20 protein-coding genes and 1 pseudogene are annotated in these 21,776 nt (G+C 66.8%); 12 read left to right on the top strand and 9 right to left on the bottom strand.

Going from position 1 to position 21,776, the window contains the following annotated elements; translation table 11 throughout:
- Positions 1–45: 45 nt before the first annotated feature.
- The 3 genes from EDL96_RS03530 to EDL96_RS03520 all read left to right on the top strand — a co-directional run bounded on the left by EDL96_RS03530 (position 46) and on the right by EDL96_RS03520 (position 5,572).
- The gene (locus EDL96_RS03530) at positions 46–1,464 is read left to right on the top strand and encodes a sigma 54-interacting transcriptional regulator (RefSeq protein ID WP_123824440.1); all 1,419 of its coding nucleotides are present in this window, start codon (positions 46–48) and stop codon (positions 1,462–1,464) included.
- A gap of 56 nt (positions 1,465–1,520) precedes the next feature.
- The gene (locus EDL96_RS03525; RefSeq protein ID WP_123824439.1) at positions 1,521–3,491 is read left to right on the top strand and encodes a VWA domain-containing protein; all 1,971 of its coding nucleotides are present in this window, start codon (positions 1,521–1,523) and stop codon (positions 3,489–3,491) included.
- A gap of 119 nt (positions 3,492–3,610) precedes the next feature.
- Positions 3,611–5,572 carry a penicillin-binding transpeptidase domain-containing protein gene (locus EDL96_RS03520; protein WP_123824438.1) on the top strand — a complete coding sequence of 654 codons (1,962 nt, stop codon included), beginning with the start codon at positions 3,611–3,613 and terminating at the stop codon, positions 5,570–5,572.
- A 13-nt stretch (positions 5,573–5,585) separates the two neighbouring features.
- Here EDL96_RS03520 and EDL96_RS03515 read toward each other — a convergent pair whose 3' ends face one another.
- Positions 5,586–6,686 (bottom strand): alkene reductase, encoded by a 1,101-nt coding sequence (locus EDL96_RS03515; protein WP_123824437.1) that lies wholly within the window; start codon positions 6,684–6,686, stop codon positions 5,586–5,588.
- Between the two features lie 94 nt (positions 6,687–6,780).
- A complete protein-coding gene (locus tag EDL96_RS03510) occupies positions 6,781–7,413 on the bottom strand; it encodes a class I SAM-dependent DNA methyltransferase (protein ID WP_123824436.1) in 633 nt (210 codons plus the stop codon).
- 79 nt (positions 7,414–7,492) lie between these two features.
- Between EDL96_RS03510 and EDL96_RS03505 the strand changes: the two genes are divergently transcribed.
- Both EDL96_RS03505 and EDL96_RS03500 read left to right on the top strand, forming a co-directional pair.
- Positions 7,493–8,290, top strand: a complete 798-nt coding sequence (locus tag EDL96_RS03505) for an AraC family transcriptional regulator (protein WP_123824435.1) — start codon at positions 7,493–7,495, stop codon at positions 8,288–8,290.
- A gap of 13 nt (positions 8,291–8,303) precedes the next feature.
- Positions 8,304–8,696: a VOC family protein gene (locus EDL96_RS03500; protein WP_123824434.1), complete on the top strand. Its 393-nt coding sequence runs from the start codon at positions 8,304–8,306 to the stop codon at positions 8,694–8,696.
- A gap of 4 nt (positions 8,697–8,700) precedes the next feature.
- Here EDL96_RS03500 and EDL96_RS03495 read toward each other — a convergent pair whose 3' ends face one another.
- The gene (locus EDL96_RS03495) at positions 8,701–9,807 is read right to left on the bottom strand and encodes an MFS transporter (RefSeq protein WP_233568654.1); all 1,107 of its coding nucleotides are present in this window, start codon (positions 9,805–9,807) and stop codon (positions 8,701–8,703) included.
- A 387-nt stretch (positions 9,808–10,194) separates the two neighbouring features.
- Here EDL96_RS03495 and EDL96_RS03490 point away from each other — a divergent pair, with 387 nt between their 5' ends.
- The 5 genes and pseudogenes from EDL96_RS03490 (at position 10,195) to EDL96_RS03470 (ending at position 15,439) form a co-directional block, all read left to right on the top strand.
- Positions 10,195–11,166: a cyclase family protein gene (locus EDL96_RS03490; RefSeq protein WP_123824432.1), complete on the top strand. Its 972-nt coding sequence runs from the start codon at positions 10,195–10,197 to the stop codon at positions 11,164–11,166.
- Between the two features lie 37 nt (positions 11,167–11,203).
- Entirely contained in the window at positions 11,204–12,328 is a 1,125-nt protein-coding gene (locus tag EDL96_RS03485) for an FAD-dependent monooxygenase (RefSeq protein WP_123824431.1), read from the top strand.
- A 3-nt stretch (positions 12,329–12,331) separates the two neighbouring features.
- Entirely contained in the window at positions 12,332–13,333 is a 1,002-nt protein-coding gene (locus EDL96_RS03480; RefSeq protein WP_123824430.1) for a fumarylacetoacetate hydrolase family protein, read from the top strand.
- A 24-nt stretch (positions 13,334–13,357) separates the two neighbouring features.
- Positions 13,358–14,308: a LysR family transcriptional regulator gene (locus EDL96_RS03475; RefSeq protein ID WP_123824429.1), complete on the top strand. Its 951-nt coding sequence runs from the start codon at positions 13,358–13,360 to the stop codon at positions 14,306–14,308.
- A gap of 126 nt (positions 14,309–14,434) precedes the next feature.
- Positions 14,435–15,439, top strand: a pseudogene (locus EDL96_RS03470) (SDR family NAD(P)-dependent oxidoreductase).
- A gap of 60 nt (positions 15,440–15,499) precedes the next feature.
- Here the strand turns inward: EDL96_RS03470 and EDL96_RS03465 are convergent.
- A complete protein-coding gene (locus tag EDL96_RS03465; RefSeq protein ID WP_123824428.1) occupies positions 15,500–16,330 on the bottom strand; it encodes an SDR family NAD(P)-dependent oxidoreductase in 831 nt (276 codons plus the stop codon).
- A 190-nt stretch (positions 16,331–16,520) separates the two neighbouring features.
- Here EDL96_RS03465 and EDL96_RS03460 point away from each other — a divergent pair, with 190 nt between their 5' ends.
- Positions 16,521–17,540, top strand: a complete 1,020-nt coding sequence (locus EDL96_RS03460) for a VOC family protein (protein WP_123824427.1) — start codon at positions 16,521–16,523, stop codon at positions 17,538–17,540.
- A 113-nt stretch (positions 17,541–17,653) separates the two neighbouring features.
- Positions 17,654–18,826: an alpha/beta hydrolase family protein gene (locus tag EDL96_RS03455; RefSeq protein ID WP_123824426.1), complete on the top strand. Its 1,173-nt coding sequence runs from the start codon at positions 17,654–17,656 to the stop codon at positions 18,824–18,826.
- Between the two features lie 90 nt (positions 18,827–18,916).
- On the opposite strand, the gene EDL96_RS03450 is transcribed toward EDL96_RS03455, so the two are convergent.
- The 5 genes from EDL96_RS03450 to EDL96_RS03440 form a co-directional block, all read right to left on the bottom strand.
- Positions 18,917–19,624, bottom strand: a complete 708-nt coding sequence (locus EDL96_RS03450; RefSeq protein ID WP_123824425.1) for a C40 family peptidase — start codon at positions 19,622–19,624, stop codon at positions 18,917–18,919.
- Positions 19,625–19,991: 367 nt separating this feature from the next.
- Positions 19,992–20,324, bottom strand: a complete 333-nt coding sequence (locus tag EDL96_RS03445) for an antibiotic biosynthesis monooxygenase family protein (protein ID WP_123824424.1) — start codon at positions 20,322–20,324, stop codon at positions 19,992–19,994.
- A 359-nt stretch (positions 20,325–20,683) separates the two neighbouring features.
- Positions 20,684–20,833 carry a hypothetical protein gene (locus tag EDL96_RS13340; protein WP_158609486.1) on the bottom strand — a complete coding sequence of 50 codons (150 nt, stop codon included), beginning with the start codon at positions 20,831–20,833 and terminating at the stop codon, positions 20,684–20,686.
- Positions 20,830–20,997 (bottom strand): hypothetical protein, encoded by a 168-nt coding sequence (locus EDL96_RS13335; protein ID WP_158609484.1) that lies wholly within the window; start codon positions 20,995–20,997, stop codon positions 20,830–20,832. The genes EDL96_RS13340 and EDL96_RS13335 overlap by 4 nt, the downstream gene beginning before the upstream one ends.
- Before the next feature lie 124 nt (positions 20,998–21,121).
- Positions 21,122–21,619: a tetratricopeptide repeat protein gene (locus tag EDL96_RS03440; protein ID WP_123824423.1), complete on the bottom strand. Its 498-nt coding sequence runs from the start codon at positions 21,617–21,619 to the stop codon at positions 21,122–21,124.
- Positions 21,620–21,776 lie beyond the last annotated feature (157 nt).

Genomic DNA, 21,776 nt, shown 5'->3' with positions numbered 1-21,776 from the left:
GGACCTGGCTGGTCGGGGGTGGGCAGCAGGTCTAGCGTTGAAACCGTGACTGAGCGCCCTGAGATCAACACCCTTGGCGGACTACGCGCGGCGGGGTACAACCACCGCCCTCTTCGCCAAGAAATCCGCGAGAACCTCCTGTCCGCGCTGGCCGAGGGCCGGGACCCGTGGCCCGGACTGCACGGCCTGAGTGACACCGTTCTGCCTCAAGTGGAGCGGGCGCTGATCGCCGGGCACGACGTCGTCCTGCTGGGCGAACGCGGCCAAGGCAAGACTCGCCTGCTGCGCACACTCGTGGGCCTGCTGGACGAATGGTCTCCGGAGGTCGAGGGCTCGGAACTCCACGAACACCCCGACGACCCGATCACGGAGGCCACCCGCACCCGTATCGAGACGGAGGGTGACAGCCTCCCGATCACGTGGCGCCACAGGGACGAGCGCTACGTCGAGAAGCTGGCCACCCCGGACACATCCGTGGCCGACCTGATCGGTGACATCGACCCCATCCGCGTGGCCGAGGGCCGACGCCTGGGTGACCCGGAGACCATCCACTACGGTCTGATCCCCCGTGCGCATCGCGGCGTGGTGGCCATCAACGAACTGCCTGACCTGGCCGAACGCATCCAGGTGTCCATGCTCAACGTCATGGAGGAGCGCGACGTCCAGATCCGCGGCTACGTCCTGAGACTGCCGCTGGACGTGCTGGTGGTCGCCTCCGCCAACCCCGAGGACTACACCAACCGCGGCCGCATCATCACCCCGCTCAAGGACCGCTTCGGCGCCGAGATCCGAACGCATTACCCCATCGAACTCGCCGACGAAATCGCAGTCATCCGCCAGGAAGCCGACCTGGTGGCCGAGGTCCCGGACACGCTGCTGGAAATCCTGGCCCGGTACACGCGCCTGCTGCGCGAGTCCTCCGCCGTTGACCAGCGATCGGGGGTTTCGGCACGCTTTTCGATCGCCGGTGCCGAAACGACGGCGGCCTCCGCCTTGCGCCGCGCCACCGTCCACGGAGAGGACCAGGCCGTGGCCCGACTGGTCGACGTCGAGGCGGCCGTGGAAGTCCTGGCCGGCAAGATCGAGTTCGAGTCCGGGGAGGAAGGCCGCGAGATCGCCGTCCTGGAACACCTCCTGCGCCGGGCCACCATGGAAACCGTGCAGTCCTGCTTCCGCGGAATCGACCTGGGGCCCCTCATCGAAGCCCTGGACGGCACTATCGCGGTCAGCACCGGCGGGGACGTGCCCGCCCAACAGTTCCTGGACGGGCTGCCGCCGCTAGACCCCGAGTACGACGGCACGCAAGAAGGTAACGACGGCGACCTGTACGACCACCTGGCCGCGGCGGTCAACGCCACCTCGGTCGGTGAACGGGCCAACGCAATCGAACTCGCCCTGGAAGCCCTGTTCCTGTCCCAGAAGATCTCCAAGGACGCCGACACGGACGGCACGATTTACGGCTGACCTGCCCCTGTCCCGCGGGAGAGCACCAGGTACACCAGCCAGGAAGAAGGGCCGCCATGGCCAAGCACCGCCACTACAGCCGGTACGGCCGCTACACGGGCGGCCCGGATCCGTTGGCGCCACCCGTCGACCTGACGGAGGCGCTGGATGCGATCGGGCGCGACGTCATGGAGGGCTACTCCCCGCGGGAGGCGCTGCGCGAGTTCCTCCGCCGCGGGGGCCGGAACCAGCGCGGGCTGGACGACCTCTCGCGGCGGGTGAATCAACGTCGGCAGGACCTGCTCAACCGCCACAAGTTGGGCGGCACGTTGGACGAGGTCAAGAAGCTCCTGGACAACGCGCTGCGCCTGGAACGCGAACAGTTCCTGCGTGACGCGCGGATGGATCCCACGGACCGGCAGTTCCGGGAGATGCGGTTGGACGGGTTGCCGTCGTCGACGGCGGCGGCCGTGAGTGAACTGGCCGACTACGACTGGGCCTCCCAGAGCGCCAAGGAATCCTACGAACAGATCAAGGACCTGCTGGGGCGTGAGGTCCTTGACCAGCGCTTCGCCGGGATGAAAGAGGCCCTGGAGAACGCCACGGACCAGGACCGCGAGCGCATCGGGGAGATGCTCACCGACCTCAACGAGCTGCTGGCCAAGCACGCCCGGGGTGAGGACACAGACCAGGACTTCCGGGACTTCATGGACAAGCACGGGGAGTTCTTCCCGGAGGATCCCCAGTCCGTGGACGAGCTGATCGACGCCATGGCACAGCGCTCGGCGGCAGCCCAGCGCATGATGAACTCCATGACCGCGGAGCAGCGGCAGGAACTGATGCAGCTCTCCGCCCAGGCCTTCGGCTCGCCCGAACTCATGGCGCAGCTCGGCCAATTGGACGCCAATCTTCAGGCGTTGCGCCCGGGTGAGGACTGGTCCGGTTCGGAGGAGTTCGGCGGGCAGGAGGGCATGGGGCTCGGCGACGGCACGGGCCTGCTGCAGGACATCGCCGATCTGGACGCATTGGCCGATCAGCTGGCCCAGAACCACCAGGGCGCGGGACTGGACGACATCGACGTCGAGACCCTGGCCCGCCAGCTCGGTGACGACGCCGCGGTGGATGCCCGAACGCTCGCGGAACTCGAACGCGCCTTGCGGGACTCGGGCCTGCTGCAGCGGGCCTCGGACGGTTCCCTCAAGCTCTCCCCCAAGGCAGTTCGGCGGCTCGGGAAGTCCCTGATGCAGGACGCCGCACGGCAACTCAGCGGCCGCACCGGGGCGCGAGACACCCGGATGGCGGGCGCCGCGGGTGAGCCCACGGGCGCCACGCGGCAGTGGGAGTTCGGCGACGTCGAACCCTGGGACGTCACCCGCACGATCACCAACGCCGTCCAGCGGACGGTGGCCGACGAGGGCTCCACGGGCAACGGCCTCAGGTTGCGGGTGGACGACGTGGAGGTCCAGGAGACCGAGGCCCGCACCCAGGCGGCCGTGGCGCTGCTGGTGGACACGTCGTTCTCGATGGCCGCCGAAGGCCGCTGGCTGCCCATGAAACAGACCGCCCTGGCGCTGCACCACCTGGTGTCCACCCGGTTCAGGGGTGATGCGCTGGAGCTGATCTCCTTCGGGCGGTGGGCGCACAGTCTGGACGCCGAGGAACTGACCGCCCTGCCCCCGGTCCACGAGCAAGGCACCAACCTGCATCACGGGCTACTGCTGGCGGACAAGTTCTTCCGCCGTCACCCGTCCATGCAACCGGTCCTGTTGGTTGTGACGGACGGGGAGCCCACCGCCCACCTGCTGCCCGACGGGGACGCGTACTTCGACTGGCCCACGGGTCAGCACACGTTGAATCTGACGGTCGCGCAGTTGGACAAGGTGGCCCGGTTCGGCGCCCAGACCACGTTCTTCCGGCTGGGCGATGACCCGGGCCTGGAGCGGTTCCTGGGCGCGATGGCCCGCCGCGTAGACGGACGGGTGGTGGCACCGGCGGTCGACGACCTGGGATCGGCGGTGCTGGGCGAGTACCTGTCTCACCGGCCGTGAGGGGCGGGTGACTCACAGTCGACGGCGGCGGACGGCACGGGGTGAATCCAGCCGGTTGACCTAGCATCTATTCACATCAGCCGGTCAACGCCCATCGCCGTCGAACAGGAAGGCCGCAGATGACTTCCCCCCGCCCCCAGAGTCCCGTGACCTTCGGAATCCTGAACCGTCGCACGCTGCTGGGTGGGGTCGGGGCCGGAGCCTTCATGCTCCTGACGGCCGGTTGCGGCCTGGTCAACGGGGGTCGCGGCAGTGACGAAGCTCAGGCGCTGGCCCAGGCACTCACCGACCGGGACGTGTCCGGGATCGAATTCGACGGCGCCACCGGATCGGACGCGCAGGAGGCTTTCGATCGGATCGTCGCCAACGTGCCCGATGCCAAGTGGACGGTCGAGGTCGGGGAGATGGGCGAGATAACCGACGACGGCAACCGCGAGGCCACGTTCACCTGGAACTGGACGCTGCCCGACGTCGAAGACACCTGGAGCTACGACACCACGGTGACCATGCACTCCGACGGGGACGAGAACTGGCAGCCCGTCTGGTCCCCCACGATCATCGAGCCGTCGCTCGAAGACGGCGAGGGCCTGGCCCTGACCAGGACCCCTGCGGAACGCGGCAGCATTGTCGGCGCCGAGGACAAGGTGATCGTTGCTCAACGCCCCGTGTACCGGGTGGGACTGGATCTGAGCCAGATCCCCGAGGACCAGAAGGAATCCGCGGCGCGGGAGTTGGCCGCCGTCGTGGACATCGACGTGGACACGTACGTGGACACCGTCAACGGTGCGGGTGAGAACCAGACCGTTCCGGCGATCACGCTGCGGGAGGACGCCTACCGGGAGCTGGACTCCTCCGCCACGCAGTCCATTCCGGGGTTCACGGCCGCCCCGGCCACCATGGCGTTGGCGCCCACCAGCACGTTCGCCGTCAGCACGCTCGGCCGGGTCGCGGATGTCACGGCGGAGGACATCGAGAAGTCGGACGGGAAGCTCACGGCGGGCGACCAGATCGGCCAGGGTGGTCTGCAGGCTTCCTTCAACGACAAGATGTCCGGTCACAACGGCCTGAACATCAACATCACCCCGCTCAACACGGACGGCACCCCGAAGGGTGCCACGGCACGCACCGTGTTCGAATCCGACCCGACCAACGGCGAAGACCTGCACATCACGTTGGACCCCGACCTGCAGGAAGCCGCGGAGAAGATCCTGGAGGACGTGGAATCGCCGTCGGCCATCGTGGCCATCAGGCCCTCCGACGGGCACATCCTGGCGTTGGCGGACGGCAGCGGATCCCAGGGCTACCCCACCGCGGCCCAAGGTCAGTACGCGCCCGGGTCTACGTTCAAGGTGGTCACCTCGCTTGCCATGGTGCGCCTGGGCGACACGATGGACAGCAACGTCAACTGCAGCACCACGATCACGGTGGACGGTGCCCAGTTCGGCAACGCCCCGGGGTATTCGACCGACTTCATAGGGGACATCCCCATCAAGGACGCACTGGCCCATTCGTGCAACACGGCGTTCATCTCCCAGCACGACCGCGTGGATCAGGGCGCTTTGGCCACCGCCGCACACTCGCTGGGGCTGGGTCAGGAGTACAACCTGGGGATCGATGCCTTCAGCGGCTCCATCCCGGACGAGGAAACCGGTGCGGCGCACGCGGCCGCGTTGTTCGGCCAAGGCCGCACCCTTGTCTCCCCCTTGTCCCTGGCCACGATCATGGCCTCCGTGGTGGCCGGGCACACCGTGGCCCCGATCCTGGTGACCGACGACGACCCGTCCTCGACCGCCTCCCCGTCGGAGCCACTGACCGAGGAGGAAGCGAAGGAACTACGCACGGGCATGCGCGAGGTGGTGGCCACCGGCTACATGGACAACCTGCAGGCCTTGGAACCGGACACGGCCATCGGCAAGACCGGCACCGCCGAGTACGGCAACGACGACCCGCCCAAGACCCACGCCTGGATCATCGCAGCGCACGAAGACCTGGCGATCTCCGTCTTCGTGGAGGAGGGCGAGCTCGGGGCCGTCACGGGCGGTCCGCTGGCCCTCGAGTTCCTGCAGAAGGCGCAGAAGTAGGGGTCTCCGTGCCTCAGACGGAGGCCACCTCCGCAGGCTCAGTGGCAAAGGGGTAGTCCGTGTAGCCCCTGGGGCCGGGCGTGTAGAAGGTCTTCGGGTTGGGTTCGTTCTCCGGCAGACCGTCCCGCCAGCGCGTGACCAGGTCCGGGTTGGCAATCAGCGCACGGCCCACGACGACGGCGTCGGCCACCCCGTCTTCCACGACGTGCTCGGCCTCGGCACGTCCCGTGGTGACGCCGAACCCGCTGTTGAGGAAGAAGGCGCCGCCGAAGCGGTTACGCAGCTCGGCGACCAGGTCGCCGTCGATGTCGGCGTAGAGCACGGACAGGTACGCCAGGCCAAGGTCCTTTATGCCCTCGATCAACGCACCGTAGGTGGTCAGCACGTCAGCCCGATCAGTCTCCGGGACACCCTGGATGTTGTGCTCGGGCGAGATCCGCAGGGCCGTGCGTCCGGCCCCGATTTCCGCGGCCACCGCGCGCACGAGTTCGATGCCGAATTTCGCGCGGGCCTCAGGCGATCCTCCGTACTCGTCGGTGCGCTGATTGGTGACCGGGCTCAAGAACTCGTGCAGCAGGTACCCGTTGGCGTTGTGCAGTTCCACGCCGTCCATCCCGGCGTCCACGGCGCGTCGGGCTGCGGTGACGAACTCGTCCTTGACGCGGGCCAGGTCCTCACCGGTCAGGGCTCGCGCCTCGACGGCGTCCTGCTTGCCGTCGTAGGTGCGGATCTGCCCGTTGTGGGGCTTGGTGGCACCGGGTGCTTCCGGCTGAGCACCGCGGGTCAGACCCGGGTGGGTCACGTGGCCTGCGTGCATGATCTGCATGACGATGGTTCCGCCGTGCTGGTGCACTGCGTCCGCGACCCGCTTCCAACCGGCTTGCTGCTCGTCGCTCACGATGCCCGGCTGACCCACGAACGCACGGTTGGTGAAGGCCGGGAAGACTCCTTCGGTCACGACCAGACCGGCCCCCGCGCGTTGTGCGTAGTACTCGACGTGCAGATCCGTGGGCACGCCGTCCTCTTCCGCACGGGAACGGGTCAACGGCGCCATGGCCACGCGGTTGCGCAGTTCCAGGTCTCCGACAGTCAGGGGATCGAACAGGGTGGGCAAGGTTAGAACCTCCAGGTGAAAAGCACTCGGTCGGTGGCGTTCACTGGCACCAACGACCACCAGTCGGGTCCCTATTCCGGGTGTGACGCGGGAGTCACTCACCCTTGCGCGCCAGCACGAAACCCTGCGGGTGGGGTTCCATGACAGGTTCGCGGCGGGCGGTCGCCGTCGTCGTCCACCCTGCGGCCGTGGCCACGGAGGCGATCTCCTCAGGCGAGTAGAGCCAGGCGGTCATCTCGCTCCGGGTTCCGTAGGCGTTGGAGATCTCTCGGAGTCCGGACCCCACCTGGAAGCCCGTCAACAGTACGCCGCCGGGCTTGGTGACCCGGGCCAGCTCGGTCAGAGCCTCCGCGAGCGCCGGGTAGTCGAAGTGGATCAGCGAGTACCAGGCGATCACCCCGCCGAAGGAGTCGTCCGCGTACGGCAGCGCCCGGAGGTCGGCCACCCGGAAGTCCACCTCCGGTTCCCGACGACGTGCCCGTTCGATCATTCCGCTCGACAGGTCCACGCCCCGAGGCCGCAGGCCACGATCCTTCAGCTCGGGAATCATCCGCCCCGCACCGCAGCCCGCGTCCAGGACCGTGTGGTCGGAGGTGTCCAACACCTCGTCGCAGAAGGCTCGAATCATGGTCCGGTCCACCGGCTGCTCGATGCGCAGATCGGGAAGAAGTACGTCGTAGGTGGGGGCGGCGGCGTCGTACACGGTGCGTACCGGGGTGAGGTCCATGGATTCACTATTGCGCAACGCTCCGACGGCTCAACCATGAGCCCTTGGCGGATCGCCCCTGCGCGGCGATGATCGTCACATGCCCTCCTACCGACCGCAGGTCCCGGGGCCGTTACGGCAGTACATCTCCCGCTGGGAGGGATACGACTACACCCTTCCCGACCAGCTGATTCACCACGGCCTGCCGTCCACGAACATGACCTTGATCTTCCAGTTCGACCACCCGGTGGATGCGGGGTGGGATCTGGCGGCAACCACCCAGATGTGGGTGCTGGTGGCCGGTTTGCACACCCGCCCGGCCCTGATACCCACCCACGGATCGCAGCACGGCATCCAGGTGAGCCTGACGCCGCTAGGATCACGGGCCTTCCTGGAGATGCCCATCGGTGCGCTTTCCGGGGAGATTGTGTCCGGTGCGCAGGCTGGGCAGTGCCTCCGCGAAACTCACGAGCGGATGTCAGACCTGGACTGGCCCTCCCGGTTCAGGTTCCTGACCGAGTACTTCATGGGGCGCCTCAGCCACACAATTGACGCCCCGGCTAGCCCGGAACTACAGCGGGCGTGGCACCTGCTCACCCACGGTTCGTCGGCCACCGTTGACCAGGCAGCCCGTGAGACCGGTTGGTCGCGGCGCCATCTGCTCAATCGGTTCCGGTCCGAATACGGCCTGACCCCTTCCGAGCTCCGGCGCCTGGCGCGGTTCCAGGAGGCCCGCCGGCTGGCTGAATCCGGCCTTCCACTGGCCACGGTGGCCCACACCGCGGGCTACGCCGATCAGGCCCATCTGACCCGCGAATGGTCCGGATTCGCCGATGTCCCTCCCAAGGTGTCACTGGCGGAGTTCCCAAATGTTCAAGAACCTTTGCCCGGACAGTGACCATGCTGGCGTCATGACTACTCCACAGCTCTTCCAATGCCTCCGCTTCACCGACGCGAACCGCGCGATTGCGTTCCTCTCGGCCATCGGGTTCCAGGAACGCCTGCTGGTTCGTGACGACCAGGACCCCGACGGCGTGGTCCATGCCCAGTTCCAGTGGCGCGACAACGGCGGGATCATGTTCGGGTCCGTACGACCCGACGACGATTCGGTCGGCCACGGCCACGCCACCACCAACCTGGTGCTTCCGAGCGACGACGACGTCGATGCCGTTCTGGCCCGAGCCCTTGCGGCCGGAGCCACCCAGGACGGACCGATCCGCACCCCGGATCACGGCGGCCGAAGTGTGGCCGTGGTCGACTTCGACGGGAACCTCTGGCACCTGGACTCCTATCCAGGCGTCTGAACCGTCAGTGCAGCGGGGAGTGCTTGTCCGGGCGCGTCAGTGCTGTGAACCCCGCGGCCACCAGGGACAGGCAACCCAGGACCCCCAAGGCCACCGGCAGACCACCGAGGACGCCTGCACCGATGGTGAGCAGAATCGGCGAGAGGAACTGTCCCACGTAGAGGCACCCCGTCCAGATCCCGGTGCCGCGTCCGCGCTGCTCCAGCTTCAGACCGGAGACCGCCCAAGTCAGCAACGTGGGAAGCAGCAGGCCGGTACCGGCACTGGTGATCACGGCCCCCACCATGGCCATCACGATCGAGGACGAGAACCAGATCAGAACCAACCCCACGCCTGAGAGCCCGAACGCCACGGGCAGGAGCTTGCCGGGACCATGGTGTGCGGTGAACCGGAAGGAGACCGCGCCGACCGCCGTCGCCAACGATGCGAGAGCGGAGCCCGCTCCCACGATGCCCACGCTGGTGACTCCCAGTCCCGTGAGAACGTACGGCAGTTGCACGATCAGGGCGTAGAACACCACGCCGGCGAACAACGTGACGGAAGCCGGGACCAGAATCTGCGCCCACGGGACGGCCACCGCCTTGGCCTTGTCAGTGTTCTTCTGCGGCTCCCACAGGACGAACGCCATGGGGACCGCGATGATCACCGCGGAAACGTACAACCAGAACGGGGCTCGCCAACTCTGTGCACCGAGCGCCCCGCCCAGGGCAAAGAACGCAGTGGCCGCAAAGGTGGCCATCATGACCTGCATCCCCAGGTATTGATCCCGTTTCTTCCCCGAGTAGTAGTCGGTGATCAGCGTGGTGCACACGGTCATGATCGCCGCCTCCGCGATGCCCACACCCACGCGTGACGCCACGATGGCGTGCAGGGAGTCCAGCCACAACGGCGCGGTCCCGAAGATCGAGTACAGGACCATGCTCACCACCAGGAGCGTCTTCCGTCCCACCCGGTCGGCGATCTCGCCCGCAAGCGGGGCGAGCAGCGCAATGACCAGGGCCGGAGCGGTCAGCACCACCGGCACCAGGATCTCGGAGCCCGGTGTGCTTGCAAAGGCCTTCGACATGGTGGGCAGGACCGGGGCCAGGAGCACCGATCCCATGACGGGCATGCAACTTCCAGCCAGAAGGAGAACCACAGGGAGTTTTCCGGCGTCGGCCTCTCCCGCCGACGGGTCGGTTGGTCTGGAACTGCTGGTCTGAGGTGCTGCGTTCACCATGGGATCCCCTCGGATGGTCCGGGTCCGTACGCGGGCTTGAGGACAGCCCCGCGCTGGAGTGATGTGGTTCACAGTGAAGGCCATCGGTGCAGCCTGGGAAACAACTAGACCGAATACCTCCCATAGCCCGGGCTGATGCCCCCACGAGCGGGCCACCGGAGACCCCTCCCCGTAGGGACTATTCACGGGACCGATAGCTGTCATTCGCAGCCATCGCTTCCGATTCCCCACCGACGGCGGAAGAGTGACTGCAGTCACAGTCATGACCAAGGAGGCCACATGGATCGCACGGATGCCCTGGGCAGCATCAAGGACATGGCCGCACGATGCAGCAACTGGGGCCGATGGGGCGAGGACGACGTGCTCGGCACGCTGAACCTCATCACCGCCGGCCACCGCGTCCAGGCGGCCGGGCTGGTGAGCACCGGCGAGGTGATCTCCCTGGCCCAGGCCTTCGACACCAACGGCCCGCAGAACGGGTGGCGGCGCCGCACCAATCCCGTGCACACCATGACGGACACGGGCACGGAGGCGGAGTTCGGTGACCAGGGCTTCCCGCACGGGTTCGGCGGCGCCGACGACGTCATTGCCATGCCCTTGCAGTGCTCGACCCAGTGGGACGGGCTGGGGCACATCTTCGACCACGGCCGCGCGTGGAACGGACGGCGCGCCGGATCCGTGGTGACCAGCGAGGGCGACCAGGTCACGGGAATCGAGACCGCTGCCGACCAGATCGTGGGCCGCGGGGTCCTGCTCGACGTCGGCCGTCACTTCCAGCCCGAGCTCGGGGCGGAGCACCCTGAGTTGCCGGACGGGTTCGCCATCACCCCCGAACACCTCGACGCCGTCGCTGCCGCCCAGGGTGTGGAGGTCCGCGACGGAGACATTCTGCTGGTGCGCACCGGCCAGTACGGGCGCACCCGCCGGGACGGATGGGGGCACTACGCAGGCGGGCCCGCCCCCGGATTGTCCTTCACCACCGCGCCGTGGCTGCACGAGCGCGACATCGCCGCCGTCGCCACCGACACATGGGGTTTCGAGGTCCGCCCGAACGAGTTCGACGACGCCTTCCAGCCCCTGCACCAGATCGTCATTCCCAACATGGGGCTCTACATCGGAGAGATGTGGAACCTCGAGGCGCTCGGACAGCGCTGCGCGGAACTCAACCGCTACGACTTCCTGCTCAGCGCCCCTCCCCTGCCCGTGACCGGCGCCGTGGGATCCCCCGTCAACCCCGTGGCCATCCTCTGACCACGCACTCACTCGTCACATTCTCAAGGAGATCACCATGCCAGCAGCTCAGCGAATTGGCATCGTCGGAACCGGCATGGGCGGCCTGACCCTGGCCACCATGTTGGCCAGGGCCGGGATCGCCGTCGACATTCTGGAACAGGCCTCAGGGCCCTCCGCACTCGGTTCCGGGTTGACCCTCCGGGGCAATGCCGTGCGCGTGCTGCGCGAACTCGATGTGCTCGACGAACTGCTGGAACACGGCTACGCGTTCAACGATCTCGCGCTGCGGGCACCGGGGCCGGACGCGACGGTCCTGGTGGTGATGGATGACATGCGGGTCGGTGGGGAGGACCTCCCGGCCACCATCGGGATCTACCGTCCGGAACTCAACGAGATCGTGCGTCGCAGGGCCGAAGAGGCGGGCGTGACGTTCCGCTACAGGGCCAAGGTCGTCGCGGTGGAGCAGGACCCCGAATCGGTCCAGGTCACGGCCGAGGACGGCACCACGTACACGTATGACGTGGTGATCGGTGCCGACGGCCTGAACTCCACCGTGCGGGAAGCCATCGGCATCACCGAACGGCCCGAGCCCACGGGGATGGGGATCTGGCGCACCTTCGTCCCCCGGCCCGAGGAAGTGGTCCGCACGGATCTGTACTACGGGGGCCCGGCATTCATCGCGGGGTACTGCCCCACGGGTGATTCCATGATGTACGCCTACCTGGTGGAGGCCGCCCAGGAACGTGACCTCGCGGAGGGTCCCGAGATCATGGCCGAGCTCGCCGCCGGCTACGGCGGACCCTGGGTGGAGATCCGAGAGCACATCAAGAACGACGCACGGGTGAACTACACGCATTTCACCCAACACCTGATCGAGGGTGACTGGCACCGCGGACGCGTGGTGCTGATCGGGGACGCCGCCCACAGTTGCCCACCCACCATTGCGCAAGGGGCCGCCATGGCCATCGAGGACGCCGCCGTCCTAGCGCGCGAACTCATTGCCGCGGAGGCCTTCGACGAAGAGAGCTTCCGCTCCTTCAGGGACCAGCGAGTACCGAGAGCCCGCGTGGTGGTGGAGAACTCCGTACAGCTGGGCCAGTGGATGCTGGACGGCAAACGCGACGGCGACGTGCCGGGTCTCATGCACGAGGTGGATTCCACCGTCCGGGTTCCGGTGTGATCGATGGTCAAGATCGCTCGATGGAGCTTTGAAGGCACTGATCACGCGGGGTTCGTGCAGGACGGCCGTTGCATCGACCTGCCGGAGGCGCTGGACGTCCAGGACCTGGTGGACATGGGACTGGAGGCCACCCTCGAGGTGGCGGAGCGGGTTCTGGCCACGGACACCCAGGAGGCGCCGTCCCTGGAACAGGTCACCCTGCTGTCCCCCATACAGCCCCGGTCCATCCGCGACTTCGTGGCTTTCGAGGAGCACGTGGAGGGAGTCACCGCCAGCGTCGACGGCGCCAGTGAGGTGGTGCCCGAGTGGTACCAGGCACCCACGTTCTACTTCACCAACCCGCACACCGTGCGCGCCACCGGTGAGGTCATTCCGGTGCCCAGCGGGTGCCAGAGGATGGACTTCGAGACGGAGGTGGCGGTCGTCGTCGGTGCCGCGGAGGGTCTGGACGGCCGGAACCTGGAATCCACGGACGCCCACCGCATGATCTTCGGCTACACGATCTTCAACGACTGGTCCGCCCGCGACGTCCAAGCCCGGGAGATGAAGGTTCGTCTGGGGCCCTGCAAGGGCAAAGACTTCGCCTCCACTTTGGGGCCGTGGATCGTGACCGCCGACGAATTCACGGACCGTCACGACGACGACGGCTTCCTGCACCTGGCCATGACCGCCTCCGTCAACGGCCAAGCCCTGGGAACCGACTCGCTGGCCAACATGGGGTGGCCTCTGGCCGAGCTGGTGGCCTACGCGTCGCAGGATTCCGTGGTGGTTCCCGGTGACCTCCTGGGCTCGGGAACCTGCGGTCGAGGTTGCCTGGCCGAACTCTGGGGAAGGGCGGGCGACCTGACACCGCCGCCCCTGGTGGAAGGGGACGTGGTGGCCCTGGAGGTGCAAGGCATCGGCCGGATCGAGAACGCGGTGGGGCCTCGTCGAGGCGACACGTTCCCACCTGCTTCCCCGGCCCGTACACGGGGCCGCAGCGCACCGCCGGTGGGCGACCAATGAGCAGCGCATGCCCATAATTCAGACATGAAGGACGTCGATCTCAACCTGTTGCCCCCGCTGCAGGCGCTGCTGGAACTGCGCAACGTGTCACGCGCTGCCGAGCGGATGCACCTGAGTCAACCGGCGATGAGTGCCGCGCTCTCCCGGTTGCGCCGACACTTCAACGACGAACTGCTGGTGCGCTCCGGTCGCAGCTACGAGTTGACCCCGTTCGCGCGGGCCTTGGTGCCGCGCGTGGACCAGGCGCTGACCGACATCCAGGACGCTCTCCAGCTCCGCGCGGAATTCGATCCCGCATCGAGCGACCGCACCTTCGTGATCGCCGCTTCCGACTACGTCACGGGCATCCTGATCCGTCACCTCCGGGCACTCATCGGGGCTGAGGCTCCGGGAGTGACCGTGGACTTCGTGCCGACGTCGCGGGCCCGGTTAAAGCCGGGTCTGGAGACCTTCGCCAGCGTGGACGTGGTGATCGGCCCCATGGGTTTTGACCTGGACGGTAGTTCACGGCAGCTGTTCCGGGACGAGTTCGTGATCGTCATGGACAGCAGCAATCCGTTGTTGGCTTCGGAGCGGCTGACTGTCGCCGACATCGCCTCCGCGCCGCACGCCGTCGGTGAGTTCGGTGGATCGATCGTGACCCCGCCCATGCGGTTCTTCGAGCAGATGGGGCAGGCCCCGGTCGTCGCCGCCAGAGTGGCCGGGTTGCAGGGGCTGCCCGCGATCGTGGAAGGGACCGACCTGGTGGCGGCAGTGCCCCGCATGTTGGCCACCCGGCCCGTGCAGACCCTGTCCATCACGGCGGTCGGGTTTGATCCGGACTTGGAGGTCCCCCTGGTGGAGGGCATGTTCTGGCATCCCCTGCAGTCCACCGATCCCGCCAATCTGTGGTTGCGTTCCGTGATCCAACGGGCCTCCACCCACCTGTCGGGCGAGGGACTCGCAGCCCACCCGGTGACCATCGCCGCCCACTGACCGCGGCCCGGATTCCGCCCGGATCCCGGGACAATCCCCGTCCACCCCGGGACTGCAGGCCCATCGGGTTGCCACCATGGGACGTGAAGGATCCACCCGCGAGTCGTCATCAGCGAAGGAGCTGTCATGAACCAGAACACCACTGCCATCACGGGCCGCAACACCATCCGGGAATGGCTCGATCACCCCACGGGCGGGCCGGCACTGCGCGGACTACTGGCCCAGGCGGGCTCGTCCGAGGACTCGCTGGGACCGGCCATGTCCCTCCCGTTGCAGCAGCTCGTCCAACTGTCGCAGGGCCAAATGCCACAGGAAGCGGTGGACGAACTCGTCCGCGCGGCCAACGGCGGTGAGATCCCCGAAGAAGCGGAGGCCACTCCACCGTCGTCACAGCGGTTCGAGGGGCGCACGGTGATCGTCACCGGCGCCGCCGGTGGCATCGGCCGGGCGACGGCGGAACGGATCCTGGCCGAGGGTGGACGCGTGATCGCCACGGACGTGTCCGCGGACCGGCTCGCCCAGTTCGCGGAGGCGGCTGCCACGGACTGGCTGGTGACCGTGACGGCAGATCTGTCCGACCCGGCTGCGGTCCAGGCCGTGCTGGAGGCTGCCGGGGACCGCGTGGATGCCCTGGCCAACGTGGCCGGTATCAACGACGACTTCTCCGCGATCCACGAGGTCTCGGACTAGATGTGGGCCAAGGTCTTCGCGGTGAACGTGGACGGGCTGGTGCGTCTGACCCGGGCCGTGACCGAGCGGATGCTGTCCACCGGCGGCGGGTCGATTGTGCACGTGACCTCGGAGGCCGGGCTGCGCGGATCCGCGTCGGGGGTGGCCTACACCGCCTCCAAGCACGCCGTCATCGGCATCACGAAGTCCATGGCGTTCATGTATGCCCAGGACGGCATTCGTACGAACGCCGTGGCGCCGGGCGGGGTGGCCACGGGCATCCCCATGCAGCCGAAGATCGCGGAGTTCGGGTCCAAGCGCCTGGAAGCTGCCCGCGTGATCATGCCGGGTATCGCCACGGCGGAGCAGTTGGCCGCGCCCATCACGTTCCTGCTCTCCGAGGACGCTGCGAACATCAACGGAACGGTCCTCGCCTCGGACGGGGGCTGGGCCGCGGTGTGATCCACGGTGGTGCGTGATTGCGCCTGCTGACCGGGCCGGGGGTCTCCCCCACCCTCCCGGTCAGCGCAGCGCGTCGGAGATCGACTTGGCACCGCCGTGGGCGGACTGCCCGCCGTCCACGGGGATCTCCGCGCCCGTGACGTAGGAGGCGGCGGGACTGAGCAGGAAGAGGACGACGGCGGCCACCTCCTCCGGAGTCCCGGTGCGACCCAGCGGGGTCTCGGCCAGGTTGGCGGCGCGGAACTCCGGCCGCGCAGAGGCCGTCATGGGAGTCTCGATGAACCCCGGGTGGACCGTGTTCACGCGGATCCCGCGGGGGCCGAGTTCGGTGGCTGCTGCCGCCGACAGGCCGCGGAGTCCCCACTTGCTGGCGGTGTACGCCACCGGGTAGTGACCCGTCAGCGCTGCCACCGAACCGACGTTGACGATCGATCCTCCTTGGCCCATGAGCGGTGCGCAGGCCTGGATTCCCAGGAGCGCGCCCGTGACGTTGACGTCCGCAACGGCCCGCATGTCCTCCGGCGTGGCTTCGAGAAGACGGGGTCGCCGGGTGATGCCGGCGTTGTTGACCAACCCGTCGATCCGCCCGTACTTCCCTTCGGCCACCTCGGTAACGCGGGACCAGGCTTCGGGCGAGGTCACGTCCAGGCACACGTAGTCGGCTCCACCGGTGGCGCGGTCGGCGTCGTCGAGCACCCGCCGCAACTCGTCGGAGGGTTCGGGCTTGAGGTCACCGACGATCACCCGGGCCCCGGCCGTGACGAGCATGGCCGCTTCGGCCAGCCCCTGCCCACCGTTGGCCCCGGTGACCACGACCACGCATCCCGTGAGGTCGGCGAGGACCCTTGGCGCTACGTCGTCAAGCAATCGACCTTCACCCATCTCATTCATGCAGTCGATGCTAGGAAGCCGGTCAACCCCGACGCATTCATGCCGTCGATACTTGATATGAGAATCACGGGATTCCGCCGACGGACGGCGGCGCCCACGATGGTGTTCGGAATCACATCGCATCGCTCCCGCGAGTCCCCGCGAATTGCAGGGAGCGCCGTGGACCGAACATCGTCGAAAGGCCACCACCGTGGAGAAGCTGCTTGCTCACCTGAGCCACCTGGAGATCACCTGCCCGGACGTCGAGGCCTCGGCCACGTTCTACATCGAGAAGTTCGGCATGCGGGAGGTCCACCGGGCCGATGACCGCGTGTACCTGCGCTGCTGGGGCGACTACAGCACGTACAGCCTGGTGCTGGTGCCCGGGGACGAACCCTCACTGCACCGGATGGCGTGGCGCACCACGTCCCCGGAGGCGCTGGAAACCGCGGCGTCCCGCATCGAGGCCTCCGGGATCACGGGTGAATGGACCGAGGGCGGTTACTGCTATGGCCGCGCCTACGAGTTCACCGGCCCGTACGGTCACCCGATGCGCCTTGTCTGGGAGGTCGAGAAGTACCAGGCGCCCGAGGAGCTGGCCTCCATCTACCCCGATCGCCCGGAGAAGCGCAGTCAGCATTCGTGCGCTCCGCGGTTCCTGGACCACGTCACCGTGGCCACCTCGGACGTCCACGGGTTCGCCGAGTGGTACTCGCAGAACCTCGGCTTCCGCGTCATGGCCTTCACCGATCTGGACGAAGCCCCCATCACCGTGTTCTCGGTGCTCACGACCAATGAGAAGTCCCACGACCTCGGCGTCGTCCTGGACACCTCCGAGCGCGCCGGACGCGTCAACCACATCGCGTTCTGGGTGGACACCCACGAGGACCTGCTGCGCACCGCCGATGTCCTGATGGAGCACGGGACGCCCATGGAGTACGGACCCTCCATCCACGGCATCGGCGAGCAGAACTTCCTGTACTTCCGTGAGCCGTCGGCACTGCGCGTGGAACTGAACTCCGGCGGTTACCGCAACTACGTGCCGGACTGGGAAGCCAACACCTGGAAGCCGTCCCAAGGATCCAACAACTTCTACCGCAACGGCGCCATGCCGCAGTCCATGACCGAGTCCTTCCCCCAGGCCGAAGGTTTCACGGCCACGGAGGAAGGCGCGTCGGAAGAGATGAAGGAAGCCCTGCTCAACCCCTACGCGGTCCAGGGTCGCGGCTGAGCAGGTTCGGTGACCCGCGACGACGACGGCGCGGGGCACCGCTTCCCTGACCCCTCGCCTGCCGCCCCCACCCCTGACGACAACCGACCTGAACGTCAACGAAAGGACGCCCCGTGTTCGAGTACTTCCCGGGCAACTACGTCTGGAACCTGAGTGTGGTGGCCACGCTCAACTCCGGAGGCCAGATCGACGAGGTCGACCGCGCGTGCCGCCCCTTGCGCGACGTGGCCACGACCAACGAGGACGTGGGCACGGAAGACTTCCTCAAGGCGTGGACCGGTCTGGTGGACCAGCTGGTGACCCAGGCCGAGGAGCAGGAAGCTGCCGGGCGCACCACATCCGCCGGCCGGACGTACTTCCGGGCGCTGGACTACCTGATCCACGCCGAGCGTATGCAGTCCAACAGTTCCACCGAGCGGTTGGCCACCTACCGCCGTTGTCTGGAACTGGCCGAGAACTCCTTCCGGCTGGCGCACCCGAACGTCTCCAGGGTGGAGGTCCCGTTCCGCGACACCACGTTGCCCGCATATTTCAGCAAGGCGCCGGCCACCGCTGAGGGTCCCGCACCCGTGATGATCATGTTCAACGGGTTGGACTCGACCAAGGAGCACATGTTCGTCTCCGGGCACCCCGCGGAACTGGCCGAACGCGGCATCTCCACCCTCATGGTCGACACCCCGGGGACCGGCGAAGCACTGAGGCTCCAGGGGTTGACCTCGCAGATCGATTCCGAGGAATGGGCGGCGGCCTGCGTGGACTACCTGCTCACGCGCGACGACGTCCGCGCCGACCGCATCGGGCTGCTCGGCTGGTCACTGGGCGGGTACTACGCCCCGCGGGCAGCGGCCTTCGAGAAGCGCCTGGCGCTGGTTGTCGCCTGGGGAGCCAACCACAACTGGGGGGCGGTCCAGCGCCGTCGTAAGGAACGCGAAGGCGAGCGACCCGTCCCCCACTACTGGGAGCACGTGCAGTGGGTCTGGGGGTACGAGGGCGAGATCCTGGAGGACTTCCTGGACTTCGCCGACGGCGTGCACCTGGACGGAGTGGTCGAGAAGATCAGCGTGCCGTTCCTGATCGCCCACGGGGAGAACGACCGGCAGATTCCGGTCGAGTACGCGCACCGTTCCTTCGACCAAGCCGTCAACAGCCCCAAACGGGAGCTGCGGATCTTCACCCGGGAGGAAGGCGGCGCCGAACACATCGGGTTGGACCACTTCCCGTACGTGTCCGAGTTCATCGCCGACTGGGTGGCGGACACGTTCGGAGAACTCGACGGGAAAGGCTGACGGAAGACGCGCATGAGCATCCGGTGTGATCGTCATTGACGACGATCACACCGGATGCTCATTGGTGCCTGGTTGGCTGGCTGTGACGGATCAGGGAATCACCCGGTGGTAGGTCGGGGTACCCCACACCGGGCGTTCGACGACCTCTCCCTTCGAACGCGAGGCGTCGATCATCTTTCCGTTGCCGACGTAAATCCCCACGTGGCCCGGGTAGTGCATGAGGTCACCCGGCTGACGTTGGGACGCCGGAACCTTCGGGTAGGCAGCAGCCTGCGCACCGGAGGTCCGGGGGAGCTTGATGCCCGCCTTCTCAAAGGCACGGAGGGTCAGGCCTGAGCAGTCAAAGGAATTGGGGCCCTCAGCACCCCACACGTATCGATCCCCCACCTGGGACCGCGCGTAGCTGATCACCGAGTTCACGCGCGCCGCTCGAGAGTCCTGCGATGGCTTGCTCCCGTAGATCAGCGCATTCCAGGTCTTGGGCCCCACGACACCGTCGGCGGTGAGACCGTGGGCCTTCTGGAAGCTACGGACGGCCGCGTCCGTCGCGGGACCGAACTTTCCGTCCACGCTCAGGCCGTAGTTGTACTTGTTCAGCCAGCACTGGGCTTCCTTGACAGAGTTACCCGTGGAGCCGGACTTCACCTTGACATGGTCTGATTCCACCACGCAGTTGGGAGCGTTCGGATAAGGATCCGCTGCACTCGCAGGCGTCACGGCGGCGTACAGGCCACTGGCGCAAATCACCACGCATGTGGAGACCGTTGCCAGCTTCTGGGACAAAGAGACTGTTTTCATGATCGATTCGACCTTTCAGGAACACAGAACATGAATCCGAGACAATGCATGAGAGGTGACCCGAATTTCATCGGGAATTTTCCCTCGTGAAGAAATGAAGTGAAGATCTGAAGACCTCACCCGCCGCACACAACCCCATCGCCCCATATCTCTTGCGACGGGTTGTTGATAGATTTCCTCCGGCCGAAGTTCCTCTGGTGTTCTGAAAATTAGTCGCGCTTGACACGACGGTCAATGCACGGAATACATCACTGGCCAAGGGGTGAGCCCCTGATCTCCGAAAGGCCAACCGAAAAAGCTTCTTTTCACTGGCTTCCAGGTATCAGGTCACTCAAGTGGACATGGTCAGGGGCGAAGGGCGGAGCCTTCAGTGCGGCGACGTCGACCTGTCGTACTGCCGTTCGACGACGGCGATTCGGACGCTGTAGTCCGAGTACCACGTCCGCGAACCCGCCGACTGTGCCAGAAGGTGTTCGTGGTTGCCCTTCCACGCCTGGGCGTCTTGGGCCGTACGCCAATAGGAAACCGTGATGCCAAGGCCACCGGGCGTCCGCGCGGATTCGTGACCCAGGTAGCCCGGTTGGTCGACGACCAGCATTTCCATCCGAGCGGCCATCTCCTCATACCCCGGCGCGTTCCCGGCCAGGGTGCTCGTGAAGATGACCGCAGTGTAGGGCGGGTGAAAGTCGGTCAAGCTCACGGTTTGGCCTCCCCGCAATCCCTGCGACTCGAGCTTTGGTGAAGTGTACGGGTTTCCAGCAAAGCGAGGGCATCTGCCAAGACAAGCGAAGTGCCGTGACGCGATGCGGGGTCCCCTCCCCCAAAGAACCCATGACCCGCAACGCGGATCTCATGGAGTTTTACGCGGCCGGGATTCCGGTGGGAGAACTCCCGTGCTTCGCGCAGTAGAGCATCCTGATCTCCAACGGCCAGGATCGCGTTGACCCTCGCCGGTAACCCGATGTCGAGGGGGTTGAACACGGATCCGGCCGGTGTCCACCATGCAGCTGCCCCGGCCGTGGGGAGGTCCAACCCTGGTCCAGCCGGCGCCAGGTCGTCTTAGAGAGCCAACGTCAGATCCACGTTGGGGTTGGTCAGGACCTTCCCGCGCAGTCCATGGCCGGATGGCTCCAACATGTCAGCAGTCAGGATCGCGACTGCGCCGCCGACCAGCCGCGACGGCGGTGTGGGGGTGACGGGCGGGGTCATCGACGCCGGGGGAACAGGATCGACTTCCGACGCTTTCCTCCGCGCAGCTTGTTCGCCCCGCGCCCGGCACCGCCGATCACCCACATACCGACGAAGACGCACAGGGTCAGCAGCAGGAAGGACAGGACCAGAAGCCCCAAGCCACCCCAAAATCCAATCGTCACTTCATCCTCCCCGTCGGTCGTCGATCTACAAGCCTAACGGCGCCTGCCCGCCCCACCTCCCTACGCCGAGTTCGGGGTTGTTCCGCCTATTGGGGCGAATAGGCGGAACAACCCCGAAATGGGCTTAGGCCTGCTCCGTCAGGGCTGCTGCATATCCGCGGATAGCAGGTTCGTAACGGGCGATCTCCGGACGGTCCAGGCGGTCCGCCACCATGGTGAGGACTTCGCCCAGAGCCGCACCATGCTGTCCAGATTCATGGAGAGTGAGCGCATGGAAGACGACGAGCGCGGCGTCGTCAGGAAACTGTTCCCGCGCCCTCTCGAACACCGCCAAGGACTCTTCGACCCGCCCGACGTTCTTGAGCGTACTTCCGTACGGCAGGTAGAACGCACGAAGGGAGTCCCCGCTCAGCCCCGCGTCCAAGGCCCGTTCGTAGAACTCCAGGGCTCGCTGCTCCTGACCCGCGGTGTCATAAGCACCGCCTACCTTGAAGAGCACTTCGGGGTCGCCCGGATGCTTCGCCAGGAGAGCCTCGAAGGCTTCGATGGTCGGAGCCATGTTTGCGCGGTCACGCGCGTTGAAGATGGCGTCGAGTTGGCGGCGGAGGTCGTCACTGGTCATTCGGCAACGCTACCCACCCATTCCGCCTCCCACCTGCGCTGAGTTCGGGGTTGTTCCGCCTATTGGGGCGAATAGGCGGAACAACCCCTAAATCGACGGAGGGGTTTTTAATCAGGCTACTGATGAATAGGCTGGTGGCGAGCGCTCTTCGGAGCCA

This window comes from Kocuria soli, assembly GCF_003797835.1.
GTDB classification, from domain to species: domain Bacteria; phylum Actinomycetota; class Actinomycetes; order Actinomycetales; family Micrococcaceae; genus Kocuria; species Kocuria soli.
Note: the sequence above shows the minus strand (reverse complement) of the source record. Positions and strands in the feature narration are given on the sequence as shown.